This is a genomic window from Arcicella sp. LKC2W, assembly GCF_034931005.1.
Taxonomy (GTDB): domain Bacteria; phylum Bacteroidota; class Bacteroidia; order Cytophagales; family Spirosomataceae; genus Arcicella.
Genome location: NZ_JAYGIN010000011.1, coordinates 23,950 through 48,625, shown reverse-complemented (window position 1 = coordinate 48,625; position 24,676 = coordinate 23,950). Strand labels below are relative to the sequence as shown.

19 protein-coding genes are annotated in these 24,676 nt (G+C 35.5%); 7 read left to right on the top strand and 12 right to left on the bottom strand.

Annotated elements, in window-relative coordinates; all coding sequences use genetic code 11:
- Nucleotides 1-31: 31 nt before the first annotated feature.
- Nucleotides 32-1,810, top strand: coding sequence for a D-alanine--D-alanine ligase (locus tag VB796_RS09945; RefSeq protein ID WP_323346383.1), 1,779 nt, complete (start codon nt 32-34; stop codon nt 1,808-1,810).
- A 49-nt stretch (nt 1,811-1,859) separates the two neighbouring features.
- Here VB796_RS09945 and VB796_RS09940 read toward each other — a convergent pair whose 3' ends face one another.
- Both VB796_RS09940 and VB796_RS09935 read right to left on the bottom strand, forming a co-directional pair.
- On the bottom strand, nt 1,860-3,836 hold the full coding sequence (locus VB796_RS09940; RefSeq protein ID WP_323346382.1) for a DUF3857 domain-containing protein: 1,977 nt from the start codon (nt 3,834-3,836) through the stop codon (nt 1,860-1,862).
- 415 nt (nt 3,837-4,251) lie between these two features.
- Nucleotides 4,252-4,797 (bottom strand): hypothetical protein, encoded by a 546-nt coding sequence (locus tag VB796_RS09935; RefSeq protein ID WP_323346381.1) that lies wholly within the window; start codon nt 4,795-4,797, stop codon nt 4,252-4,254.
- Between the two features lie 171 nt (nt 4,798-4,968).
- Between VB796_RS09935 and VB796_RS09930 the strand changes: the two genes are divergently transcribed.
- Both VB796_RS09930 and VB796_RS09925 read left to right on the top strand, forming a co-directional pair.
- Nucleotides 4,969-6,207: an acyl transferase gene (locus tag VB796_RS09930; protein WP_323346380.1), complete on the top strand. Its 1,239-nt coding sequence runs from the start codon at nt 4,969-4,971 to the stop codon at nt 6,205-6,207.
- 87 nt (nt 6,208-6,294) lie between these two features.
- Nucleotides 6,295-6,723: a hypothetical protein gene (locus VB796_RS09925; protein WP_323346379.1), complete on the top strand. Its 429-nt coding sequence runs from the start codon at nt 6,295-6,297 to the stop codon at nt 6,721-6,723.
- 63 nt (nt 6,724-6,786) lie between these two features.
- Here VB796_RS09925 and rny read toward each other — a convergent pair whose 3' ends face one another.
- The 4 genes from rny to VB796_RS09905 all read right to left on the bottom strand — a co-directional run bounded on the left by rny (nt 6,787) and on the right by VB796_RS09905 (nt 11,179).
- Nucleotides 6,787-8,385, bottom strand: a complete 1,599-nt coding sequence (gene rny / locus VB796_RS09920; RefSeq protein WP_323346378.1) for a ribonuclease Y — start codon at nt 8,383-8,385, stop codon at nt 6,787-6,789.
- 424 nt (nt 8,386-8,809) lie between these two features.
- Nucleotides 8,810-9,109 carry a cell division protein ZapA gene (locus tag VB796_RS09915; RefSeq protein WP_323346377.1) on the bottom strand — a complete coding sequence of 100 codons (300 nt, stop codon included), beginning with the start codon at nt 9,107-9,109 and terminating at the stop codon, nt 8,810-8,812.
- Nucleotides 9,110-9,209: 100 nt separating this feature from the next.
- A complete protein-coding gene (locus tag VB796_RS09910) occupies nt 9,210-9,539 on the bottom strand; it encodes a hypothetical protein (RefSeq protein WP_323346376.1) in 330 nt (109 codons plus the stop codon).
- 122 nt (nt 9,540-9,661) lie between these two features.
- Nucleotides 9,662-11,179 carry a polysaccharide biosynthesis C-terminal domain-containing protein gene (locus tag VB796_RS09905; protein WP_323346375.1) on the bottom strand — a complete coding sequence of 506 codons (1,518 nt, stop codon included), beginning with the start codon at nt 11,177-11,179 and terminating at the stop codon, nt 9,662-9,664.
- A gap of 267 nt (nt 11,180-11,446) precedes the next feature.
- Between VB796_RS09905 and VB796_RS09900 the strand changes: the two genes are divergently transcribed.
- Together VB796_RS09900 and murC are read left to right on the top strand one after the other, a co-directional pair.
- The gene (locus VB796_RS09900; RefSeq protein ID WP_323346374.1) at nt 11,447-12,022 is read left to right on the top strand and encodes an acyl-CoA thioesterase; all 576 of its coding nucleotides are present in this window, start codon (nt 11,447-11,449) and stop codon (nt 12,020-12,022) included.
- Nucleotides 12,023-12,067: 45 nt separating this feature from the next.
- Nucleotides 12,068-13,441, top strand: a complete 1,374-nt coding sequence (murC, locus tag VB796_RS09895; protein WP_323346373.1) for a UDP-N-acetylmuramate--L-alanine ligase — start codon at nt 12,068-12,070, stop codon at nt 13,439-13,441.
- A gap of 238 nt (nt 13,442-13,679) precedes the next feature.
- On the opposite strand, the gene VB796_RS09890 is transcribed toward murC, so the two are convergent.
- The 4 genes from VB796_RS09890 to VB796_RS09875 all read right to left on the bottom strand — a co-directional run bounded on the left by VB796_RS09890 (nt 13,680) and on the right by VB796_RS09875 (nt 20,494).
- Nucleotides 13,680-15,131: an APC family permease gene (locus VB796_RS09890; RefSeq protein ID WP_323346372.1), complete on the bottom strand. Its 1,452-nt coding sequence runs from the start codon at nt 15,129-15,131 to the stop codon at nt 13,680-13,682.
- A 282-nt stretch (nt 15,132-15,413) separates the two neighbouring features.
- Nucleotides 15,414-18,365 carry a protein translocase subunit SecDF gene (gene secDF, locus VB796_RS09885; protein ID WP_323346371.1) on the bottom strand — a complete coding sequence of 984 codons (2,952 nt, stop codon included), beginning with the start codon at nt 18,363-18,365 and terminating at the stop codon, nt 15,414-15,416.
- Between the two features lie 248 nt (nt 18,366-18,613).
- A complete protein-coding gene (locus tag VB796_RS09880; protein ID WP_323346370.1) occupies nt 18,614-18,976 on the bottom strand; it encodes a hypothetical protein in 363 nt (120 codons plus the stop codon).
- A gap of 138 nt (nt 18,977-19,114) precedes the next feature.
- Entirely contained in the window at nt 19,115-20,494 is a 1,380-nt protein-coding gene (locus VB796_RS09875) for a DNA/RNA non-specific endonuclease (RefSeq protein WP_323346369.1), read from the bottom strand.
- A 127-nt stretch (nt 20,495-20,621) separates the two neighbouring features.
- Here VB796_RS09875 and VB796_RS09870 point away from each other — a divergent pair, with 127 nt between their 5' ends.
- On the top strand, nt 20,622-21,173 hold the full coding sequence (locus VB796_RS09870; RefSeq protein ID WP_323346368.1) for a hypothetical protein: 552 nt from the start codon (nt 20,622-20,624) through the stop codon (nt 21,171-21,173).
- Between the two features lie 209 nt (nt 21,174-21,382).
- Here the strand turns inward: VB796_RS09870 and aroE are convergent, their stop codons facing one another.
- Both aroE and ruvX read right to left on the bottom strand, forming a co-directional pair.
- Nucleotides 21,383-22,129 (bottom strand): shikimate dehydrogenase, encoded by a 747-nt coding sequence (gene aroE, locus VB796_RS09865; RefSeq protein WP_323346367.1) that lies wholly within the window; start codon nt 22,127-22,129, stop codon nt 21,383-21,385.
- A gap of 101 nt (nt 22,130-22,230) precedes the next feature.
- Nucleotides 22,231-22,644 carry a Holliday junction resolvase RuvX gene (ruvX, locus tag VB796_RS09860; RefSeq protein ID WP_323346366.1) on the bottom strand — a complete coding sequence of 138 codons (414 nt, stop codon included), beginning with the start codon at nt 22,642-22,644 and terminating at the stop codon, nt 22,231-22,233.
- A 277-nt stretch (nt 22,645-22,921) separates the two neighbouring features.
- Here ruvX and VB796_RS09855 point away from each other — a divergent pair, with 277 nt between their 5' ends.
- Nucleotides 22,922-24,619: a S41 family peptidase gene (locus tag VB796_RS09855; RefSeq protein ID WP_323346365.1), complete on the top strand. Its 1,698-nt coding sequence runs from the start codon at nt 22,922-22,924 to the stop codon at nt 24,617-24,619.
- Nucleotides 24,620-24,676: the final 57 nt, after the last annotated feature.

The window sequence follows — 24,676 nt, the reverse complement described above, 5'->3', positions numbered from 1 at the left end:
GGCATAAAGTATCGAAAAATGAACATCAAGAATGAAAATAGGCATTTTTTTTGGCGGTCCCGCCCGTGAGAGAGAGATTAGTTTTGCAGGCGGTAAGACTGCCATGGAGAACATCGACAAGTCTCTTTTTGAACCCGTACCAGTATTTGTAGATGGTTGCGGAAACTTCATTTTATTAAAGCCCGAATTGGTCTATGCTACTTCAATTCGAGATTTTTATCCCCCCAAATCTTATCAAGGCGACTATCAGATTTATTCAGAATCATTAGGGCAATTGTCTGATGATGAGTTAGATACGATGGTTTCAGCGGTGGGTGTGCGAGTTACGCCTGATAAATTTGCAGAACATTTTAAATTTGCTTTTATCGCCATGCATGGGCCAGCCTGTGAAGATGGTAGTATTCAAGGTCTTTTGGAATGGTACGGAATGCCATATTCTGGACCAAGTTTAATGGGGTCGTCGATTGGGATTGATAAAATTGCCCAAAACGATTTAATCAAATTAGCAATTGGACTTGATAAAAAGACCACAACGCTAACTCGTGCTTATTTTGAAGCTAATGATTCTGACGTGGTTTTTGAAGAAATTAAAGCCTCAGTAGGTTTGCCTTTCGTGGTAAAAGCACCGCATCAAGGTTCTTCAATTGGGGTAGCTTTTGTCAAAAAAGATTCAGTTGAAGATTTTGAGAAAGCCGTAAAACAATGTTTGTTTATCAGAGAAGTATCTGAAAATGAATGGAGTAACGTAGATAAATATGAGTTTGTTCAACGCATGGCTAACTTAGATGAAGGCATTGGTTTACCCGTTTCTTTGAATGGTGAAGTTGTTTATCATCCGCAAGAATTGTTAGAAAAATTGAATAATATTTTTGACGGAACTACACAAACGGCTTCATTAATTTCCATGAATTCGGAAGATGCCGTTTTGATTGAAGGTTTTGTAAAAGGACAAGAATTTAGTTGTGGTGTGATTCAAACACCTGATTGTGAGTCTGTTGCTTTACCTCCAACTGAGATTATAGCTGCCGTTGAAGTTTTTGACTTTAAGGCAAAATATCAATCTTCAGCCACTCGCAAGAAAATTCCTGTTGATACAAGTTTAGAAAATAATCAACAGATTCAGCATGATGTAAAAGCGACTTTTGATGCGTTGAAATTTGGTGTTTGTACTCGTATTGACGGATTTTTAACGCCCGACGGAAGAGTTATTTTACACGACCCCAATACCATTCCTGGAATGTCGCCTACCTCGTTGATTTTCAAGCAAATGGCGGAAATTGGTATGAACGTAACCGATGCTATTACTTACTTTATTCGTCAGTCAATTCGTGAACGTATCAGAGTTGGGAAGAATACTTTTAAGTTTCAGCAATTACTTGATAAATTGGATTTGGATATTGCTCAACGAGTGGCAATATTACCAAACCGTAAAAAAGTAGCAGTTGTTTTTGGGGGGTATTCTCTTGAAAATCAAGAAGAAAGCTACGTGAAGGCTCGTAAAGCTTTTGGGAAATTAGCGGCTTCTTCTGACTATTTGCCAATTCCTGTTTTTGTTACGGAAGACGGAAAATTCCATCAATTGCCCATTAATTTGATGTTTAAAGAATTTGCAGAAGACATCGTGAAATTATTGGACGGAACAGTTCATCCATTAATCGTTTCAACACGTAAAAATGCCGAATCAATCACGCTTCATTTTACGGGCAAACTTTTAGAAAACGTAAAAATCATTGACACTTTAACAGATTTTGATTTTGGCGTGTCTTGTGGAGATGATTTAGCGATTGACTTGCCAGTATTGGCTCAATAAATAAAAAAATCCCTTGCCAACTGTATTAGTTGGTAAGGGATTTAATTTCTTACTTCTTCTTAAACACCACCTGTTCTGCGTGTTTGCTTACAATTCGGTTATAAAATTCACGTAAAGTGGAATATTCTGCTTCCGTATAAATCGCTTTTCTTAACGTTATTTTACTGTTCACTTTTAGTTGTTCACCATCTAAAGTACAGTTGAAAATAAATTTTCCTCCGTTATTGGGCAATGTGATATTTTCGATTTTAGGCATTTCTTCTACAATATAACCTTTTGGTATTGAGAATGTTGCGATGTAATTGTCTTCTTGTGGAACGCCAAAATCAACAGGATATTTACGTTCTTTTGTTTGGAATGGGTTGCTCTTTTCTGCTTCGCCTAACATGGGTGAAAAATAAAGACGGTCGCCAGCGATAGAATAGACTTCGTTTAAGGTTGTTTTTACTGCTAATTCTGCCAAATTTTCAAGTGTATCAAGGTTGAAAATTTGGAGTGACTCAAACGTTTGATTAGGTCTATTTTTCTTATAGTCAGCCAAATAATTAGCTTTCCCCTTCTTGATGACTTGCGTTCTAAACTCAGAAGCGTTATGTCCAGCAAATGATGTTCGGATTGTACCTTTAAGACTTTGGTCTGTCAGAATATCCATGTTAATAATTGTAATTTTTTTGCGAATTGGCTCTGTATTTATTACTACCCATTTACTATTTTTTCTTACGATTAATCGTCCTCTTTTATTTAAACAACGCATAGGTAAAATGCCTGTGGGTATTAATGGGTCAGTAGCATCCAATAGTAAGTCATTGTCTTTCAGGGAAATATGGGCTACTACATAGTTAAATTTATCCATTAATACCAAATCACTTACTTCGCCATTATCACGGGTACTCAGTAAAACGGGGTTGGCATCAAAGCCACATTCACGTAATAATCTAATAAGCATAAGGTTGATTTCTGCGGAATTTCCAATGCGTTTTTCATAGACCTTGTCAAGATTATTATTGGTCGTAAAAGCCTGTTCCTCATTCCATTGCATCGTTTTTTGAATGTGTTTATACGCCGCAGTTAACAAGGAAAGAGTGTCTTTATTTTCCGATTTCAGTAATTGAGCAATGGTTTCAGCCTGTTCAAAACGCTTGATTTGTTTGCCAAAATTTTCATTTGTAATGAGTGTTTCGTTTAGTGATTTCCATGTTTGAGAATAATCTCTTTTCAATTGATTAGGGAAGTAGGTGGCTGCTAATTCAAATGAAAGTGTTGACCTGAAATTCTCAATAGTTGTTAAATACGGTTCTTCTTTTAAGGCTTCTACCTTTTGCATCACGAAACGATAATGCAAAAATTTATCCTCAACATCACTACGTAGTTGGTGTTTCTTACCTTGCTCTATTTCATTGAAGGTAAGGGGAATGAGACTACGGAGCGTAATATTAAAGTCGAAATAGGCAGGAATATTTGCCCTTAATTCACTCCAAATTACGGGAATGTTTTTCTGAAATTCCCAATTCCGAAGGTTGAACCATACGCCCGATTCGAGGTCATAAGTATATTCAATAATAGAGCCTTCTTGTATTTGTGGAAGTGTAAATATTTGGTAATGAAGGTATTGATTAGCTTTATTGTCGAAAATGCTTTTGTTGTCTAAATCGTATTTTACGATAGAACCATCACTTTTAAGATTATAAGTTGTTGCCTTGATTGTTCTAATAATTTCATTTTGATAATTTTCTCTACCAACTCGATAACCAATTTTGATATTTGCTTGATTGAACCCCGACTTTTTGAGAATTTTTATTCTAACATGACGACGATAGTTAACTGTTGGATAATTATCAGTGAAAGTATAAAAATATTCGCCGTAGTCGCACAAAATTACGGCTTCGGCAGATGAATCTTTAGTGTAGGTTTTCATCTGTAAATCTTCTAAGGGAATATTTCCATATTCAATAGGGGGAGGTTTTTGAGCGAAAAGATTTGCTGAAAAGGTGATTAGAATGAGCAATGAGAGTAGTAGTTTTTTCATGTAGTTTTTAATTTCTATTCAAACTAAGAAAGGTTCTGAAATAAAGCAAAAAACTTTATGGAATTCAGTTCGCCTGTACGATTAAAGAACGATACCGTTCAATTAGACCGTTTATAACCTGCCTTTTTGCTCCAGCAGTCCATTGGATAAATAAATAGCCACCGTCAAAATTATAACTTGAATTACAAACTGACGGTTTCCCATCTGGAGCTTTGAGGCATAATTTTCCTGCTTTTGTAAACCAACGATAGAGCTGTTTAAATTTTCTGTTTTGATTTAAACAGGTTCATTGTATTTTTAAATCAGATATTTCAGCGTTTTTGACATATAGCCGAGCTACATTGTTTCTATTGCTATAAATTAGTCAATAAAAAAGCCAACGTTGATGCGTTGGCTCTCCTTAATCCTTCCGTAATTATTTGGAATAAATAACGATTGGTGTTGTTTCCACTTTATTACTTGCATTTAAGGCTCTATCCTTGATTTGTATCTCAAACTTTATGGTATCTCGTTTACCTGTTAGCAATGGAATTCCCTGAAATACATTATATTCAAACACCGCTGAGTAATCAATTGTACCTTCAATTGGTCCTGCTTTTGAACCTTGTTTGAACCTGATTGGAATGTTTCCTCCAAATTTTTCCTTAGGATTACTTCTAACAAATTTTCCGTTTTTTGATACCAAAACATTAACAATGAAAGTTTGCAAACTATCGCCAGTGGATTTTGTGAGCTTAGCTAATTCTTCTGGAGTAAAGCCTAAATCTCCGTCTCCATCTTGAAAATCAACCGTCATAATTACCGAATCTTTCTTAGAAACCCCCAAAAGTCCTTGTGTTTCAGTCGTAATCAATTGAATACCATTAAAGCCAATTGAAGGCACAAAATCAAAGTCTGGTTCGCTGGTACAAGCAAACATTAAAAGTAAAAACGCTGGGATATAGAGTATTTTATTTTTCATATAAACTAAAAACGCTTACCCCTCATAAATTAAATAGATATTCATATTTTGGGGTGGTTAAAATATGAATATTAAACGAAAAATAATGTCGGTTGTTGTTTGAAAACCTCGTAAAGATAATGATTTGACGTAATTTTGCTATACGATTCTCAATCGTTTATATTAAAATTCATGCAACAGGCTCAAATACTCAAACGAAAAGTATTACAAATGGAATCCAAAGATTTTGATGCTTTGGCTTTGGACGTTTTTCGTTATCAGGCAGAATATAATTCGGTCTATCAAAAATATCTGCAATGTCTTCAAATTCAAATAGATAATGTTCGGACTGTTGAACAAATTCCATTTTTACCAATTGAATTTTTCAAGACTCAAACAGTGGTAACGGGTGAAAATCAACCTAAAGTTACCTTTGAAAGTAGCGGAACAACTGGACAGAATACTTCACATCATTACGTCAAAGACCCAGAATTTTATTTAAAGGTTGCAGAGCAAATTTTTGAAAAATTCTATGGGAAACTTGCTGATTTCAAGATTTTAGCACTTTTACCGTCTTATTTGGAAAGAACCAATTCTTCGTTGGTTTATATGGTTGAGCATTTTATTCGTAAAAGTGGAAATCCAAATTCAGGTTTTTATTTAGACGATTATGAGAATTTAGCTAAAGCTTTGATTAGAGATAGGAGTGAGGAGAGCGAAGAAATGGATAATTCCGAAATTCAACCATCGGATAATGAATATCGAAATAAAAAGACTTTACTAATTGGCGTAACTTTTGGGCTTTTGGATTTTGCAGAATCGGGCATAGATTTATCTTTTCTCAAAGACCATGATGATTTAATTGTGATGGAAACAGGGGGAATGAAAGGGCGAAGAAAAGAGCTTTTGCGTGAGGAAGTACATGAAATTTTGACCAATGCTTTTTCGGTAAAAACTATTCATTCAGAGTATGGAATGACCGAATTATTGTCGCAAGGGTATTCTTATGGAGAAGGAATTTTCGAGTTGCCAGTATCCATGCGAATACTTTTGAGAGATGTAAACGACCCTTTTACGTACATCAGTCATGCTCGTTCGGGCGGAATAAACGTTATTGACTTGGCAAATATTGATTCATGTTCGTTTATTGAGACGAAAGATTTGGGCAGTTATCAGTTACCAGTTATCAGTTATCAGTTACCAGTTATCAGTGAGCAGTTACCAGTTATCAGTGAGCAGTTACCAGTTATCAGTGAGCAGTTATCAGTGAGCAGTGAGCAGTTATCAGTGAGCAGTGAGCAGTTATCAGAAAACTCAAATAGTGAAACTGACCTGCCGTTGTCTGTGTTCCCACAGACGACTGCCCAATTTAGAATTTTAGGACGTTTTGATAATTCTGATATTCGGGGGTGTAATTTGATTATTAGTTAAAAACGTGATTTGATGATACAACCTAAGAGGTAGCTATAACGTCTGTCTTAATAGGAATCATTCGATAACTCTTTAAACTCCAATAATATGCGATTAATCTTAATCCTTTTTGCCATTTTTATTTTCTCAGATTGTAAGGAGAAAACCATTGAACCTTCTTTATCTTTTTCGAAAATGAAAGGAAATTGGTTCCCTGATGAATTCGTTGAAAATAATGGTAATATTAATAAAACTAATTTGATATTAATGAATACTTTTGGGGTATATGCAGGAGGTTTTCAAATGGAGGATAGCGGAATCTATTATCCTATTTCAGGTTTAGATTCTTCAAATTTTGAAGTAAAAATTAAAGAGAAAGGGCTTGCAAAATATGCAGAAAAAGAGAACTCCATTACTTTTAATGGAATTTGGAAAATAGAGTTTGAGGTAATAAAACTTGAAAACAATGAATTGTGGCTAAGTCAAGTAGAATTAGGTGTCAAAAGCAGGAGTATTTTGAAAATGGTTAGAAAGTAATAATACGTAAAAAAGGCTTCTGGAAATTACTCCAGAAGCCTTTTTTACGTATTGCAAATCAATCTATTTCGCATAATTCACAGCACGCATTTCACGAATTACCGTTACTTTTATTTGCCCTGGATATTGCATTTCTTTTTCGATTTTTTGAGAAATATCATAAGAAATCATACTTGCTTTTTCATCAGAAACATTTTCAGCATCTACCAAAACACGTAATTCACGTCCTGCTTGAATGGCGTAACATTTCTGAACACCGCTAAAGCCAACGGCTAATTCTTCTAATTCTTTCAAACGACGCATATAAGATTCCATCATTTCACGTCTTGCTCCTGGGCGAGAACCCGAAATGGCATCACATACTTGAATGATTGGAGAAATCATGGAAGTCATTTCTATTTCATCGTGGTGAGCTCCAATAGCATTACAAACTTCGGCATTTTCTTTATATTTTTCTGCCAATTGCATTCCCAAAATTGCGTGTGGCAATTCAGCTTCTTCATGCCAAACTTTACCAATATCGTGTAATAAACCTGCACGTTTCGCCAATTTTGCATTCAAGCCCAACTCCGCTGCCATAGTAGCACAAAGTTTGGCTACTTCTCTTGAGTGTTGTAAAAGGTTTTGTCCATAAGACGAACGGAAACGCATTCTACCAATCATTTTGATTAGTTCTGGATGCAATCCGTGAATACCTAAATCAATAACAGTACGCTCTCCAATTTCAACGATTTCATCGTCTATATTTTTCTTTGTTTTCGCCACAACTTCTTCAATACGAGCAGGGTGGATACGTCCATCTTGTACCAAACGGTGAAGCGACAAACGAGCAATTTCACGACGAACTGGGTCGAAGCCAGAAATAATAATCGCTTCTGGGGTATCATCTACGATAAATTCTACACCTGTTGCGGCTTCTAAGGCACGAATATTTCTACCTTCACGACCAATGATTTTTCCTTTTACATCGTCTGATTCAATGTTGAAAACCGATACACAGTTTTCGATAGCATTTTCAGCCGCAGTACGTTGGATAGTTTCAATAACTACTTTTTTTGCTTCTTTGGTAGCGGTTAATTTTGCTTCTTCAATGGCATTTTTAATCATTGACGATGCTTTTGTTTCGGCTTCTCCACGCAATGCGTCAATCAATTGTTGTTTGGCATCTGCGGCAGAAAGCCCAGCAATTTTTTCTAATTGAGCTACTTGCGAAGCCAGCATTTCTTCAGCTTGAAGTTGTTTTTTTTCAGCCTCTTCAGTTTTCTTTCTGAGGTTATCTTCCTTTGAAGTCAATGATTGTTTTTGTGATGCCAAATCAGCCTCCAAACGTTTAGTTTGATCCATCGTTTGTTTGGCTTGATCCATTGATTGCTGAATCTGACGTTCACGCTCCTTCAATTTTTGTTCGTTCTGAATCAAAATTTGTTTTTTTCTATTCGAGTCGTCTTCAAACTCTGAACGGAGTTTCAAAAATTTCTCTTTCGCTTCAAGAACACGGTCTTTTTTGATAGTTTCTGCTTGTAATTCAGCGGTTTTTACAATATCTGATGCCTTTGCAATTGCTTCTTCTTCGAGTTTTTGGGTATTTTTTGCAAATACAGCTTTACCTACAAATAGTCCTGCTATCAGGGAAACAACTGCGGCAATGATGGGAGTTAACATTTTTGTATATCGTTTTAGTTGATTCTTTCGTGTGTAAGCAATGACACAATGCGAAGTGAATCGAGTGAGAAATGGAACTAAAACAGGCAGATACCTTAATTGAAAAGAGAGTTCTTAATTGGAAGATTTGATAATTTGAAATAAGGATAAACTTAATGGGTCATGAGCGTTTTCAGTCAGAGTTTAAGTTATAAATTTCCCAAGATTCGTATTTTGGGTTATTTTCCTAAGTGGATTTCAAATATTAAGTATTCACAAAATGGCGTAATTACTTAGTTTTGGTCTTTTTAATTAAAAATTTAATCGTTGGATTTCTTGATAACACAATTTTAAACCGCTTTTAGTAAGGATAATTTAATAGTAAGGTTCAAAATGAATGTCTCAAATAACGATTAATTTATTATGGATGACGAACGAAAAAGTATTAAAATTCTGTTGAAACATTATCTATCATTTTCTCTAATTCCTGAACCTTATCAAAAACGGATTCTTGGAGGTCTGTATGTAGGAGGTCAAATTTTAGATTGCTCATTACAAAATCTAATGCAGCCAATGCCAGAAGGCGTTGTGTACTTTTGATACCATTTTTTTGTTGGTAAAACTGCATTTTTTCATTAATCAACTTAGCCGATTTTCTGACAATTTCTTCCTCCAATTCATTGGCAGCAGAAAGACTAAAAGCCTCTGTTCCGACGATGATATTGCAAGGAATTTTTTTGTCCATTTTCTTTAAATGTTAGAGAAGTCAAAGCGTTTAATAATTAAAGAATGCTAACGATACATTACTTTAACATTGCCATTATTTTAACTTTATCACTATCTAACTAATTACTAAGTTGAGAAATACATTTTTCTATTTCTAAAATATATTCGTCAAGTTTTTCTTTCAATTCGGCAGTATTGCCTGTACTCTTTAGATTGTTTACTGCAATCTTAGTGAATTTATCTGATTTTTTAAAGTTTTTTATCTGTTGGTTTAATTTTTTCTGTAATTCTTGGTTTTCTTTTTGAGCTTCGCTGAGACTTCTTCTCAAATTTTCATTATCCAATTTTGCTTCCTCAAGTTGCTCTTTTATCTCAACATAACTCTCTGTCAGCCCTCGAAGTTTTTTCTCCAAGGCACTAAATCGAGTAAATATTTGAGATTCAGTCATGTTAAGCAGTTGTCAATTATCAGAAAATTTATCAATATTGGCATTGTTCATTCAGTTGTTGACTGGGAACTGCTTAATGATAAAACTGTATTAACGCAAATTTCTCAAAAAAAAATGACATTTCATTTCAAAAATGCGTATTTATCTCTGATTCTCAACGGAATAATCGTCTTTCGCTCAACAATTACAACACCCAATGTATATAAAACCAATAACAAAATGTGATAAGGAATTGATAACCAGAGGTTATCAAATTGAATCTGCATAACACTATAAATCAATAATCCTGCCGAAATTATATAGCCAAGTGCTGAATTTATGTGATACGGAACGGGATAATAACGTTGTCCGAGTAAATAACACAGAGCAGTCATTGAAAAACACGAAATCAAAAAGGCAATGGCACAGCCTAAATATCCAAAATGTGGAATCAAAATAATGTTGAATAATATCGTGATTGCCAATCCGATAAGCGTGATTATTGTACCAAAATAGGTTTTTTTATTGAGTTTAAACCAAACGGAAATATTATAATAAACACCCAAGAATAAATTTGCCAATAATAAAATCGGTACAACGGCAATTCCTTCCCAATAAATTTTTCTACGTAAGAAAAGCATCTTTAGCCAGTCGAGATTCAAACAAACCCCCAACCAGATAAAAATACAAGTTATCAAAAACCACTTGGTTACATTGGCAAGTGTTTCAGGCGAGTTTTTATCGTCCGTTTTTGATAAGAAAAACGGTTCGGCAGCATACCTAAATGCTTGAGTTGCCAGTGACATAAAAATAGAAAGTTTATAGACATTGCCATAAATTCCTAATGCTTCGGCAGAGGTACGTTCTGGATAAAAACCTTCGGGAAGGAGGCGTTCCAATAACAATCTGTCGAATAACAAATTGAAGGTACTTGCCAAAACCATCAACATGACTGGATAAGCGTAATTGAATAATTTTTTTAATTCATCCTTATCAATCGTAAAAGTAAAATCAAAGAGTTCTTTCCTCAAAAAGTACAAGAAAGTTGCATTGGCTAAGAGGTTTGCCAAGAAAATATAGCCTGCTCCAACTTTAGGATTATAGAGTGCTTTTGCGAGTGGTTCAAGGCTGTTGAGATAATCTCCTTCGGCAATTTTTTTGAGAATTAGTAAGAAAAATACGTTCAAAAATACATTAATGAGGATATTAATAATTTTAGCTTTTACGAATTTTTTAGTTTGTTTTTCTAACCTCAAACGTGCAAAAGGAATGGCAGTAATGGCATCAATTGCCAAAATTAGGGCGAGCCAAATCAAGAAACTTTCTTTTCCTGGATAACCCAGATATGCAATGATGGATTTTGAAAAAACAATAAGAATCAAAGAGAAAAAGCCACTACTGACCAGAACTGCACTTTGAATAATATTGTAATATTTCATTTTATCATCCGCCGCAAAACGGAAAAAAGCCGTTTCCATACCATAAGTATAAATAATATTGGCAACGGCTACGTAACTATAAAGTTTAATATTTACGCCTAATTCCCCTGGCATAAAAGCAGCAGTGTGTATGAAAACTAAAAGGAAATTCAAAGACCGTCCCAAAATGGTACTAACTCCATAAGAGGCGGTTTCACTGGCTAATTTTTTGAGGACACTCATATTTTTGTGGTGCTTGTGAAGAAGGAAAAATATAACGAAAATTGTATGAAATCATTTGCAAGAATCATAGAAATCAAACCGTTCAAAATGAAAAGTTTAAACAGGTACAATTAAAAAAAAGCTCAAATACATGGAAATTTCTTATAAAAGTTCAATTTTTGTGTAAATATACAATTCAAAATTGAGGTATGAGTAATGAGAAATGAGGAATCAGGCGTTAAATAAATTGCCCAAATCTAAATTATACCCGCCCAATCACTAAAAATTATGGATAACGCAAAAACAGTAAATTATTCAAGAACAACCATTACCGAATTGATGATTCCTTCTTATGCCAACTTTGGGGGAAAAATACACGGAGGGATTTTATTGTCGCTGATGGATAAAGTCGCTTATGCTTGTGCCACCAAACACGCTGGTACTTATGTGGTTACGGTGTCGGTTGATAACGTGGAGTTTCGTCAACCTGTGGAAGTTGGCGAGTTAGTGTCTCTTCATGCTTCGGTAAATTATGTGGGTAATAGTTCCTTGATTGTAGGTATAAAAGTTGTTGCAGAGAACATCAAAACGGCTACGGTAAAACATACCAATACGTCTTATTTTACGATGGTCGCCAAAGATGACGATGGCAAATTGGCACAAGTGCCAGGTTTGATTTTAGAGAATGATGAGGATATTCGTAGGTTTTTAGAAGCCATGAAACGCAAAGAAATTAAGGCATCTTACAAATCTATTTTAGCCGATGCAAAGACTACGATGGAAATTGATGAAAACGTACATTTATTAGATAACGAAAAATGTATTATCAAACGTGATAAAGATATGCAGAGTGAGTGGGTGTAGTGATAAATTATAAATGACTATTCTTAAAGACTAAAAAACAAAAAAGTGAACATAAAATCCCTCAAACACATCTATTTTTTGGGCATTGGTGGCATTGGTATGTCGGCAATTGCTCGTTGGTTTATTGCTAATGGTTATACCTTGGCAGGTTACGACAAAACTGCAACTCCCCTCACCGATGCCTTGCAAGCTGAAGGAATTGCCGTCCATTTTGAAGATGATATTTCATTGATTCCAGCGGAGTTTTTGGCAAATCCAACCGAAACGCTTATCGTTTATACCCCTGCAATCCCGAAAGACCACAAAGAATTTAACTATTTGAAAGACAATGGTTTTACTTTGATGAAACGCTCGCAGGTATTGGGTTTATTAACGCAAAATTTCTTTACCATTGCGGTTGCGGGTACACACGGAAAGACGACCACTTCATCAATGGTGGCTCATATTTTGAAGAATGCAGGGAAAAATGTAACGGCATTTTTGGGAGGAATTACCCAGAATTATGGCACAAATTTCTTAGTAAATGAAGGCTCTGAAAACGTAATTTGTGTGGTAGAAGCTGACGAATTTGACCGTTCTTTTTTAACTCTTTTCCCTGATTTAACCATCGTGACTTCTACCGATGCTGACCATTTGGATATTTATGGCGATCATTCTCAGCTTTTAGAGTCGTTCCAATTATTTGTGTCACAGATAAAAGAAGGCGGAAAATTGTATCAGTACGATGGTATTCATTTGAATGATTATACTAAAAATGAATCGTTGGTATTTGGTTTGAAATCAGGAGATTATAAAACTGAAAATTTGAGAATTGAAAATGCAGAAATGATTTTTGATGTCGTTTATCCAAATGGTAAATTAGAAAATTGTAGTTTACTTACTCCAGGTTTTCATAATGTAACGAATGCTTTGGCGGCGGCGGCGGTATCTTTAGAAGTGGGTGTATCGCCAGAAGATGTGCGTGAGGGAATTTGTACGTTTAAAGGCGTAAAAAGACGTTTTGAGTATCATGTTCGTTCTGAGAAAGTGGTTTATATAGATGATTATGCTCATCACCCTACGGAGATTGAAGCGTTTTTGTCTTCGGTAAAAGCACTTTATCCAAATCGTAAATTGACGGTTGTTTTTCAGCCACATTTATTCTCTCGGACAAATGATTTTCAGGAAGGTTTTGCAAAAAGTTTAGAATTGGCAGACGACTTGATTTTGTTGGACATTTATCCTGCTCGTGAATTACCAATGGAGGGTGTAACATCAAGTATTATTTTTGATAAGGTGAATCTCGATGAAAAAATACTTTGTACTAAAACAGAGGTATTGGATTTAGTAAGAGCGAAACAACCAGAACTTTTAGTGACAGTGGGAGCGGGAGATATTGATACCTTGATTCCCAAAATTAGAGAAATGTTGATTGGGTAATTCCTTGATGCCATAAAATAAAACGGAACTATCTACAATTTGTCGCAGAATAAAATTAGACCACAGATTTTACTGATTCAACGGATTTACACGGATAAATTTAAAGAAAAATCAGTGTAAATCTGTTTTATCTGTTCTATCCGTGGTCTAATTTTGTCTTGCGACAAATTGTAGATAATTCCGAAACAAAATAGGTCGTTTGAGTTATCAAACGACCTATTCTGTTTTAACAAAAATCTTATTCTGACTTATTCAAATTACTTCTATTTTTACTGTAAAGGAAGTAAACAATAATTCCAAGTGTACTCCAAATTAAGAATGCTCTCCAAGTGGCACTTTGTGCTTGGGTCATTAACGCTAAATTGAAGAAAACGCCCATAGGTGCTACAAACCAAATAAGTGGAGCTTTATAAGGACGTTCGATGTCTGGTTGTTGATAACGTAACAATAAAACTGCTCCCGAAATCATTGCAAATGCTAACAATGTTCCCATTGAACACATTTCAGAAACTTTGTCAATTGGAGTTAATGCCGATACGATTGAAACAACTAAACCTACCAAAATTGTACTCTTCCAAGGAGTTTTAAATTGGGGATGTATTGTTTTGAAGAACTCAGGCAATAAACCATCTTTTGCCATTCCCAAGAAAATACGAGTTTGTCCTAACATCATTACAAGCATTACCGATGTTAGACCTGCCACTGCGGCAATAGTGATAACAAAAACAGCCCAAGGTAAACCAATGTCTGCAAATGCAGCCGCTACTGGAGCTTTCAAGTCAAGGGTATCATATCTTACCATTCCTGTTAAAACCAATGATACCAAAATATAAAGAACAGTACAAACGATTAATGATGCAATAATGGCAAATGGAACATCTTTTCGTGGATTGATTGCTTCTCCAGCTTGTGTAGAAACGGCATCAAAACCAATATATGCAAAGAAAACTACGGTTGCTGCGGTCATTACTCCACCCCATCCGAAGTGTTCGATTCCATCAGCTCCAATTTTTGCTTCTGGAATAAATGGAGTCCAGTTATCTACTTTAATATAAAAAGCACCAACAATGATAACGAATATTACCACTGATAATTTAATGATAACGATGATATTATTTGCTTTTGCGGACTCTTGGATACCTTTTACTAAAACCGACGTTACACCCCACGTAATCAAGAATGCAGCAAGGTTAAAAGCAGGTACAGGCCCATCTACACCCAATTTTTCGCCTGCGGTATAAGGGTCATTCATTAGCGATATGGGTAGTTCTATTCCGAAGAGATGGACGAGTTTCTCAAAATAACCTGACCATGCAACGGCAACAGTGGTAGCTCCCATCATATATTCCAAAATTAAATTCCAACCAATGAGCCAAGCGAAAATTTCGCCAACTGTTCCGTAAGAATAAGCATAGGCTGAACCTTCAACAGGAAGAATTGATGAGAATTCTGCGTAGCACAATGAAGCAAACGTACAACCAATGGCTGCGATAACAAAAGCAAGAGCCAAGGCTGGGCCTGCGTGGTTGTGGGCAGCAATACCCGTAAGTGTGAAAATTCCGCCCCCGATAATAGCACCAATTCCCAATGAAGTTAGTCCCCATTTCGTTAATACTCGTTTCAGTTCTGATTTTTTCATGTCAGCTTCGTAAGCTGCCATTGGTTTTTTACGCCAAATACTGTTCTCCATAGACTTTTTTAGTTTTTTCGTGTGAATTAGAAGTGAATTATTTTTTCACAATAAATGATTGTGAATAGAATGATTTTCAAAATATACTTTTGAAAATCATTCTTCAAGATACTTAATATTTTGTCTTAAATCAAATTTTAGGGGTTAGGAATTAGGTTTTGGGTTTTAGGGATTAGCTTTTATTTGGAGGGTTTGACAACTCAAATTTTCTCCGAAACTAATTCCTACCAACCAACTCCTAAAACCTAACCCCGCAGCGGCGACCGCCTAAAATCTAAATCATTATTTTGCAGGTTCTACTGCTGGTGTTTTTTTCTTGCTACCACCAAAGTCAATAACAATTGGAGCTGCCACGAAAATTGATGAATAAGCACCAAACACAACACCAATGAACATAGCGAATGAGAAACCTCTCAAAATATCACCACCAAATAATAACAATACTGTTACTACTAAGAATACCGTTGTAGCTGTCATTACGGTACGGCTCATAGTATGGTTAATTGATTGGTTGATAGTTTTAATCATCAATTCTTTATTTGATAAATCTGCATCAATACCGATTTCTTCACGAATACGGTCAAATACTACCACTGTATCGTTAATTGAATAACCAATTACGGTTAATACCGCTGCGATAAATACTTGGTCAACTTCTAATTCGAAACCAAATAAACGTGAAATACCAACCATTCCTAATACTACAAGAACGTCGTGCGTTAAGGCTACAATACCGCCTAATGAATATTGCCATTTACGGAAACGTAATAAGATATAAATAAAGATAGCGATAAGAGCATAAATAATTGAGATGAACGATTGCGTTAAAATATCATCAGCAATGGTTGCACCTACTTTAGACTCAGATACAATTACTGGTTTAGAGTCAGCAAATTTTTGTAAACCTGCTTCAACTGCTGCACGAACTTTTTGGTTAGCGGCTGCACTTTCATCTTCTACTAAATAAGCCGTCGTGATTTTTAATTTTGTAGGGCCATTGAAAGTTTTAACTTCCACACCGCTTCCTTCAAAACTATTTGCCAAAGCATCTTTGATTGTTCCAGCTTCAATTGGTTTTGCAATTTCTACTACGTAAGAACGACCACCTTTGAAGTCAAGACCTAAGTTGAAACCACCTTGAATTGTTAATACAATAATACCAATGGCAATTAAAGCCCATGAGAAAATATAAGAATATTTACGTTTTCCGATAAAGTCAAAGTTGAAGTTTTTGAAAAGGTCTTTTGAAATAAATGTTTCGAAAGTTACCTCTTTTTCTTTGCCTGCTGCAATAGCACGTTTTGCCATCCATTCAACTAAGATATGAGAAACATAAACGGCTGTAAATACTGAAGTAACCAAACCGATACAAAGTGTTATACCGAAACCTTTTACAGAACCAGAACCAAAGATAATCAAGATAATACCAACCAGAATTGTGGTAACGTTACCATCAATAATCGCAGAAAGTGCTTTTTCATAACCGATTTTAATAGCATCCAATAATCCTTTTCCAGCGTGTAATTCTTCACGAATACGCTCGTTGATAAGTACGTTTGCATCAACTGCCATACCCAATGTAAGCACGATACCTGCGATACCTGGTAGTGTTAAAGCTGCTTGAATTTGTACCAATACTCCCGCAATAAAGAATACGTTGAACATCAAGGCTGCGTTTGCCATCCAACCTGGAGAACCATAGTAGCCAATCATAAAAATTACTACTAAAACTAAACCTAATAACATTGATAAATATCCTTGATTGATAGCTTCAGCACCTAATGATGGACCCACGAAAGCATCTTCAACAATACGTGTTGGAGCAGATAATTTACCTGATTTAATTACGTTTGCTAAGTCTTTCGCTTGTTCAACAGTGAATGAACCAGAGATTGAAGAACGTCCACCTGCAATTTCTCCGTTGATATTTGGAGCAGAGTAGATATAGTCATCTAACACGATAGCGATACGTTTTCCAACGTTTGCCGCAGTCATGTTTTTCCAGATTCTTGCACCTACGCCATTCATAGCCATTGTTACTTCTGGACGACCATTTTGGTCAAAATCTTGTCCTGCATCTGTAATTGTCTCACCATCTAAAACGGCTTTTTGTCCTGGTAATTTTTTCAAAGCTTCGAACTGAATAATTTCGTCACCATTTACCGCAGGAATACCGATTGCATTCCAATAGAAAGATAAATTTGAAGGGAACATTACCTTCACTTCTGGACGACGGAACAATTCATTTACACGAGCAGTATCTTTACGATAAACACCCCAAGTTCTTCCTTGATTATCTAAAGGCAAGAACAATTTTGTCAAAGCTGAACCAGCCGTTGTATCTTTTTTCGCTGAATCAGTTTTAGCCGTTTTGGCAGCACCTGATAACTGACCTGCTAAATCACCTGCTTTTGTCGTATCAACTTTACCTGTTGCAATTGTTCCAATTTTCTTCGCTTTTTCTTCAGCCGCCAAATACTCACCTAAAGAATTTAAGCCTTGTCCCCACTCACTGATTTCAGCAACTTCGATAAATTCTAATTTTGAAGCAGCAGATAATAATTTTCTTGCACGGTCTGGGTTATCAACACCTGGTAATTCAACCTGAATACGGTTTGTACCTGGTAAACGTTGAATGTTAGGGTTGGCAACACCTAATTTGTCAATACGAGTTTGGATTGTTTTATAAACACGGTCAACAGCACCATCAATCTCATCATTGATAACTTTCTTTACTTGAGAGTCACTTGAAGAGAAATTCAATTTACCAACGTTGGTTGAATTAGCGAAAATTGATGCTAATTTCTGATTTGGAGCAATTTTAGCGAATGCCTCAAAGAATAATTCGTTGAAAGGTTTTGTAGAAGTTGCTTGTGCTTTTGATGCTTCAACTAAAGCTTTCTCAAAATTTACATCATTACTTTTTCCTGATAATGCACGTAAGATTTCTACTGGAGAAACTTCCAAAACTGCATGAAGACCACCTTCAAGGTCAAGACCTTTGTGAAGTGCATACGTTGTAACTTCTTGTAATGTAAATCCTAAATAAACAGGTTGTTTCCATAATGAATCAATATAATGGATTCTTCTTGCTGGGTCGTATTTACCTGCAACAGTTGCATATTTAGTAGCATCTTCACGAACAGCACCTGCTTTCCAAGTGAAAGAAAGAAAAAATAAACATAAGGCTGAAATAATTCCAGTCAGCCAAATAATGGCATTTTTGTAACGCATAATTTGTAATTGGTTGTTAGTTATCGGGAATTAGCTATTGGTAACGGGTTATTAAGAGCATCAGTAAACCATACGAAGCCTTAAAATAACTTTATTACAACAAAACCGATAAACTGAAAATTTATGAAAGTGAATAGTAAGTACAGTTTTTGTACACAATGATTCCGAAAGTATCATCAAAAGGTATTATTAGGCATATCCAATCAAGTATTTACTAATCGACAGATAACCAATAACTAATAACTAAACTACGGGGCGTTGGTAACGATGAAATGTTCGAAAAGAATTTCGAGATGAGGAAGTCTAAATAAAAGGCTTTTGATAGTCTGAATGTGTTTTTCAGGCATCAAAAATGAAAATACTTGCGAAGTAAAAACAAAATCTTGTGAAAAATCAATCGTAACAGGGGCGGATACTTGCATCACTGAAAGTTCCGAAATTGAGCAATTGTCAGATTTCTCAGAATGCTTCGTCTGCTCTGTTTTTGCCTTTTCCACTGCCTGCTGACGTGTTTGTGATGCCGAGAATGTTTTACCAAATACGGTAAACATCAGCATCAACGACATCAAAAAGATGCTGAAGAGACGAGATATGTGCGAAGTTTTTTGCATTATGAAAAACAAAAGTAGTATCTTTTTTAGAGGTATGCCAAATTCTATGCCAATTTTTTTAATTTTCTACTTAAAGAGTTAAGAATTACAAAGGATGATAATCTCATTTTTTCATAACTCATAACTCTTTATTCATGACTACTTGTCCACTTTCGCTTCAATAACTCTTTGAATATCAGGTGAAACATTTGATAAAAAATCATAACCAGTTAAGCGTTCAATTTCATCTACTGAAACTCGGTATTTCCGCCAACTATCCGCCCCAACGCTATTATCATTTGGGATATTTACGGCAATAACTCTGGTGTTTTCATTGATTCGGGCTGCATCATTTTGCCCAATTGGTAAAACCACGATAATTTTCCAAAGAGAAGCAGGCACGGTAATATTATCATTTTTACCGATTGTCTTGGCAAAACCATTTGCTCCTGTTCCTCCTTGTCCAAGTGTTCCTGCAAACACATAAACTTCATTTCCTTCTTGAGTAATGATTCTTTCATATTCCTCCAATATTTTCCAAAGTCCTCGGTTATTATCGGGTGCTTGTGGAATCATATTCGTCATAAAAAAAGTTTCTTGATTTTCCTCTAAAATGCCATCTCTATCATCAGAAGGGCATAAATGACCTTTGTCGAACCCCGTATTGGTATAATCTCTTGGCGTAACTTCGTACCAATTCTGTGGTAAACTTGGGTCAGGACGAAAGTCATTTTGACGGTCAATATCTCCCTTCCAAGCAGTGCTTAAATGCCATGCAACCCAATTGGCTATATTTTTATTTTTATTATAAGACAATACAAAGCCTTCTTTTTTTATCAAATAATTGGTCGAAGAGAATGTATTTGTTACCGCATTTGAGGGATTGCCCAGTGTTAAATGGTCGTCTTTTGAGGCAACTGTCGAGCCACGATTAATGGGAGGATTTGGCGTTGGAACAGAATTGGAAGAAGTTCCGTAAGTAATTATTGAAATGTCGTCAATATTCAAACGACTTGTAGAGCCATCCGTTTTACGAATTTCGATACGAGCAGCTTGTTGAAGATTTACATAAAATATTGCATCTTTTAAAGTTTTTTCCGTTGCCGTAATGGTCGCATTTACTTGTCGCCACGAACTACCCGAGTTAGAAGAAACCCATAATTCAAAAGTGCTACTTTTATCCAATTGATAGACACCATATTTTAAACGAACTTGTTGAATTCCATTCGAGCAGTCGAAATTCATCGTAACTTTTGCCGTTTCCTTCATTCTGATAGCCTTCGCACCATTTTTCTGGTCATTTTCAGCACTTCCCATAATGGCATTTTCTAAATACCATTGCCCCGACGAAACAGTGATGTTTCCACCTTCGTATTTACTTTTCGATGCACCATCAAAACCTTCTGGAAAATTAGGAGCAATTTTAGTTTGTGTATTTGTTGAAGTTGTTTTACCAGTGTTTGTTGGTGGAACATAAACACTCAAACAAGACGATAGAGAAACGGTAATTGAAATAAAAAGAAATACTTTTTTGAACATGGATAGGGACTTTTGAATAATGTTTTGCGAAGATACAGCGATTGCAAGGGTTTTGATTTGGGGAAAACTGATTTTAATTTTTTATTAGCTACATTTGAAAAAACATATATCATTAACCACTAATTCAATGAAAAAAATAAGTATTTTATTGTTCAGTATCCTCATTTTTACGGCTTGCCAAAAGAATAAAGTTGCAGAACAACAAACAGATTCCTTAAAAGTAGAAAGCGTTGCTAAAGTTGATACTGTGGCTAAATCTGTAATTGTAGATAGTTCGGAAATGGCTAAAAAGTGGCTCATTTACAGAATTGAGGACTCTTTTAAAAATAATATGGGTGAGTACGATAAAATCTGCACGAAGAAATACGCCGAATACAAGTCTGATGCAACGGGTGTAGGTATGGACGGAGGAATGGATGAAAAAGCCTTTAAAAAGAAATGGAGTAAAGAATACGACACTAAATATTCAGGAATGGGAATTGGATTTATGATTAATGCCCAAGATTGGAACACGATAAAAGTGACTGAGGTTCAATTGAAAAATAAGCTTGAAAATGGATGTTATTTTTTCAAAATTGTTGTAGAAGATATAGAAGCGAAAGCAAAATATAATCGTGACGTAAAAGTGATTCGCTCGGGAAAAGCATTCTTGATTGATGATGTTTTGGAGTATAATTAATTGGTTACTGGTTATTGGTAATCGGGGATTGGTTATTGGGAAATTGGTTATTGGTAATCGGGGATTGGTTACTGGTTATCCAGTTAGTGAATACTCTTATACTACCAATTTCCAATAACAAGTAACCAATAACGAGTAACCAATCCCCAATAACCAATAACCAATAACGAGTAACCAATAACCAGTAACCAATCCCCAATAACCAATTCTCAACTTTGCCAAATCTCCCAAGCCTTTTCCGCTTGTCCGTGTAACATTTCTAATCCAAAATGTACGCCCTTTGCTCTATGTTCCAAGCCTTTTTTCAAGAAAGTTGTTTCCAAAGGATTATACACAATGTCGTACAATAAATGTTTATCCGTCAGTAATTGATAAGGAATTTCTGGAAAAGTATCCACTTTCGGAAACATTCCCAAAGGCGTAGTATTCACGATGAAAAGATGTTCTTGCATGACCGATTCCGTCAATTCTTCGTAAGTTAAAGTGTCGTCTTCTTTTCTGCGAGAAACGTATTGCGTTTCCAAACCCAAGTCTTGCAAGGCTTGAATAATGGCTTTTGCTGCTCCACCTTTGCCTAAAATTAGTGCTTTTTTAGGCTTAATTTCTTGAAAATCTTCCCATTTTTCTAAAGTCCAACGGAAACCCCAATAGTCTGTATTAAAACCTTTCGTTGAACCATCGGGCATAATTTTGATAGTGTTGACCGCTCCAATTTTCAACGCAGCTTCATCAATAACATCCAAAAATGGAATTACATTTTGTTTATGAGGAATCGTAACATTCAATCCTTTCAACTCAGCGTTTTGCAATAAAGCAGGTAAATCATTAATATTTTCTAATTCAAATTTCTCATAGACGTGACTGCCTGCAAGACCCATATTTGAAAATTTTTCTGTAAAATATCCTTTTGAAAAGGAGTGACCCAATGGATAACCTATTAAACCGTAAATATTCATTTGTTTGATTTCGGATTTTCGATTGAAGATTTCGGATTTTGGGTCGCAAATTTATCTCAAAATTTCATGAATTTTAAGATAAAATCCAAAATCCCAAACAATTAAATTCCCTCTTTTTCCATGAAGGATTGTAAAATTATTACTGCTGAAATTTTATCTATATTTCCCTTTTCACGACGGTCTTTTTTAGAATAACCACCCGTAATCATGGCTTGAAGTGCCATTGAAGACGTAAAACGTTCGTCGTGCAAATGTACAGGAATGTCGGGGAATGTCTTTTTCAAAGTCTTCACGAAACCTTTTACATGGGGCGTGTTGTTGGTATCTTCACCGTCCAAATTTACGGGCATACCCACCACAAAGGCTTCAACTTCTTCTTTTTCAACGTACTCTTTCAAATAATTAAGTACATCTTTGCTATGAATGGTATCCAAAGCCGATGCAATAATTTTTAAAGGGTCGGTAACGGCTAAACCTACTCGCTTCGTTCCGTAATCTATGGCTAATATTCGCATCTACGTTATGTGGGCACGCAGATGACGCAGATTCTTTCAGAAACACAGATTTCCGCAGATTTTATTATTCCACTGTTTAAAGTTAGAATACAATTTATCTCTACAAATTGATAGCTAATGTCGCTAAAAATCTGTGAAAACCTGTGTTGCGAAGCATTTGCGTCATCTGCGTGCCATTTTTATGATTACAAAAAAACAAAGTTACGCCAAAAACATTGGCAAGATTTCAGTTTTTCGTAACTTTAATATCAGTTTCTAAAAAATAGGATTAAGCAATATGCAAAAAGGACAAGAACCCATCAAGAATAATTCAACCATCGTAAAAATACCCATTTGGATAGCCATTGCATTGGTAGGGGGAATTTTGTTGGGAGCAAATTTTTTTGGTGGACAAACCCGTATGAACAATGTATTGAGGGGTTTTAATAAGTATCGAGAGGTACTTTCATTGATTGAGAATAGTTATGTTGATTCTGTTGATACGGATTCATTAGTTGAGTTTTCAATCAGAAAAACCTTAGAAAAACTTGACCCTCATACGTCTTATTTTTCAACTGACGAAGTCGCTTCGGCACGTTCACAGTTAGAATCGGGTTTTGATGGGATTGGGGTAGAGTTTAATATTTTTAGCGATACCGTTTATGTCGTAAATGCAATGGCAGGTGGTCCTTCAGAGTCGGTAGGTATCAAAAGTGGTGACCGTCTAATTAAAGCAGATGGAATTTCTTTAACAGGACCAAAAGTTACGCAAAGCCTTATTTTTAGTAAACTTCGTGGTACAAGAGGAACGGAGGTACAATTGGAGATTTTACGAAATGGAGAAAAAGGAATCAAGAAATTTACCGTAATCCGTGATAGAATTCCGTCTTATTCAATTACAGCAGGTTATATGATTGACCCACAAACGGGGTATATTAAAGTAGATAGATTTACAGAATCGACGTTTGATGAATTCAAAAACGTTTTGACGACCTTAAAAGGACAGGGAATTAAACGTTTAATGATTGACTTGCGGGGTAATCCAGGAGGATATAAAGACCGTGCTGAAAAAATGGTTGACGAACTTTTGGCAGGTGAACGCATGATTGTTTATACCGACGGAAAAGGGGCAAAATATGATACTCAAACTTTTACGAAAAGAGAAGGTATTTTTGAAAAAGGAGCAGTAATGGTAATTATGGATGAAAATAGTGCTTCTGCGGCTGAGATTGTTGCTGGAGCATTACAAGATAATGACCGTGCTTTGATTGTGGGAAGACGTTCATTTGGCAAAGGATTGGTACAAATGCCTGTAAACTTGCAAGATGGCTCAGAATTACGATTGACTATTTCAAGATATTATACACCAAGTGGACGTAGCATTCAAAAACCTTATGTATTAGGGCGTGAAGAAGATTATGAAAAAGATTATGAAAAACGCCTTAAAAGTGGGGAGTTTTTTAATGCTGATAGTATTAAGTTTAATGATAAATTGAAATATAAGACTATCGGAGGTAGAACAGTTTATGGTGGTGGAGGTATTACTCCAGACGTATTTGTGGCACGTGACACTACTTATTTTACCAAATATTTAAGTGATTTGTGGGGCAAAAATATCATTCGTGAATTTGCTTTAAACTATGCCAACGATAATATGAAATCTTTAGAAAAACTCACTTTTAAAGACTTCAATAAGTTTTTTGTAGTAAATGATGCCATGTTGATTGATATGCAAAGATTAGCAAAACAAGCCAATGTAAAAATGCGAGTGAGAGACTATGAGCGTTCGATGCCATATATCAAAGCTCAAATTAAGGCGTATATTGCTCGTAGCGTTTGGCAACGTAAAGTATCAGATGGATTAAATAATGAATACCACCAAATAATGTCACCGTTTGACGATACTTTTCAAAAGTCTCTAAAGTATTTTGATAAAGCCGAAAAAATGGCTCGTGGAGAATTGGTAGAAACTATTTCTCATTCGATTAAGAAATAGTTTTAACTTGGTATCACATAAAAAAGCCTCTCAATCCAATTGAGAGGCTTTTTTTAT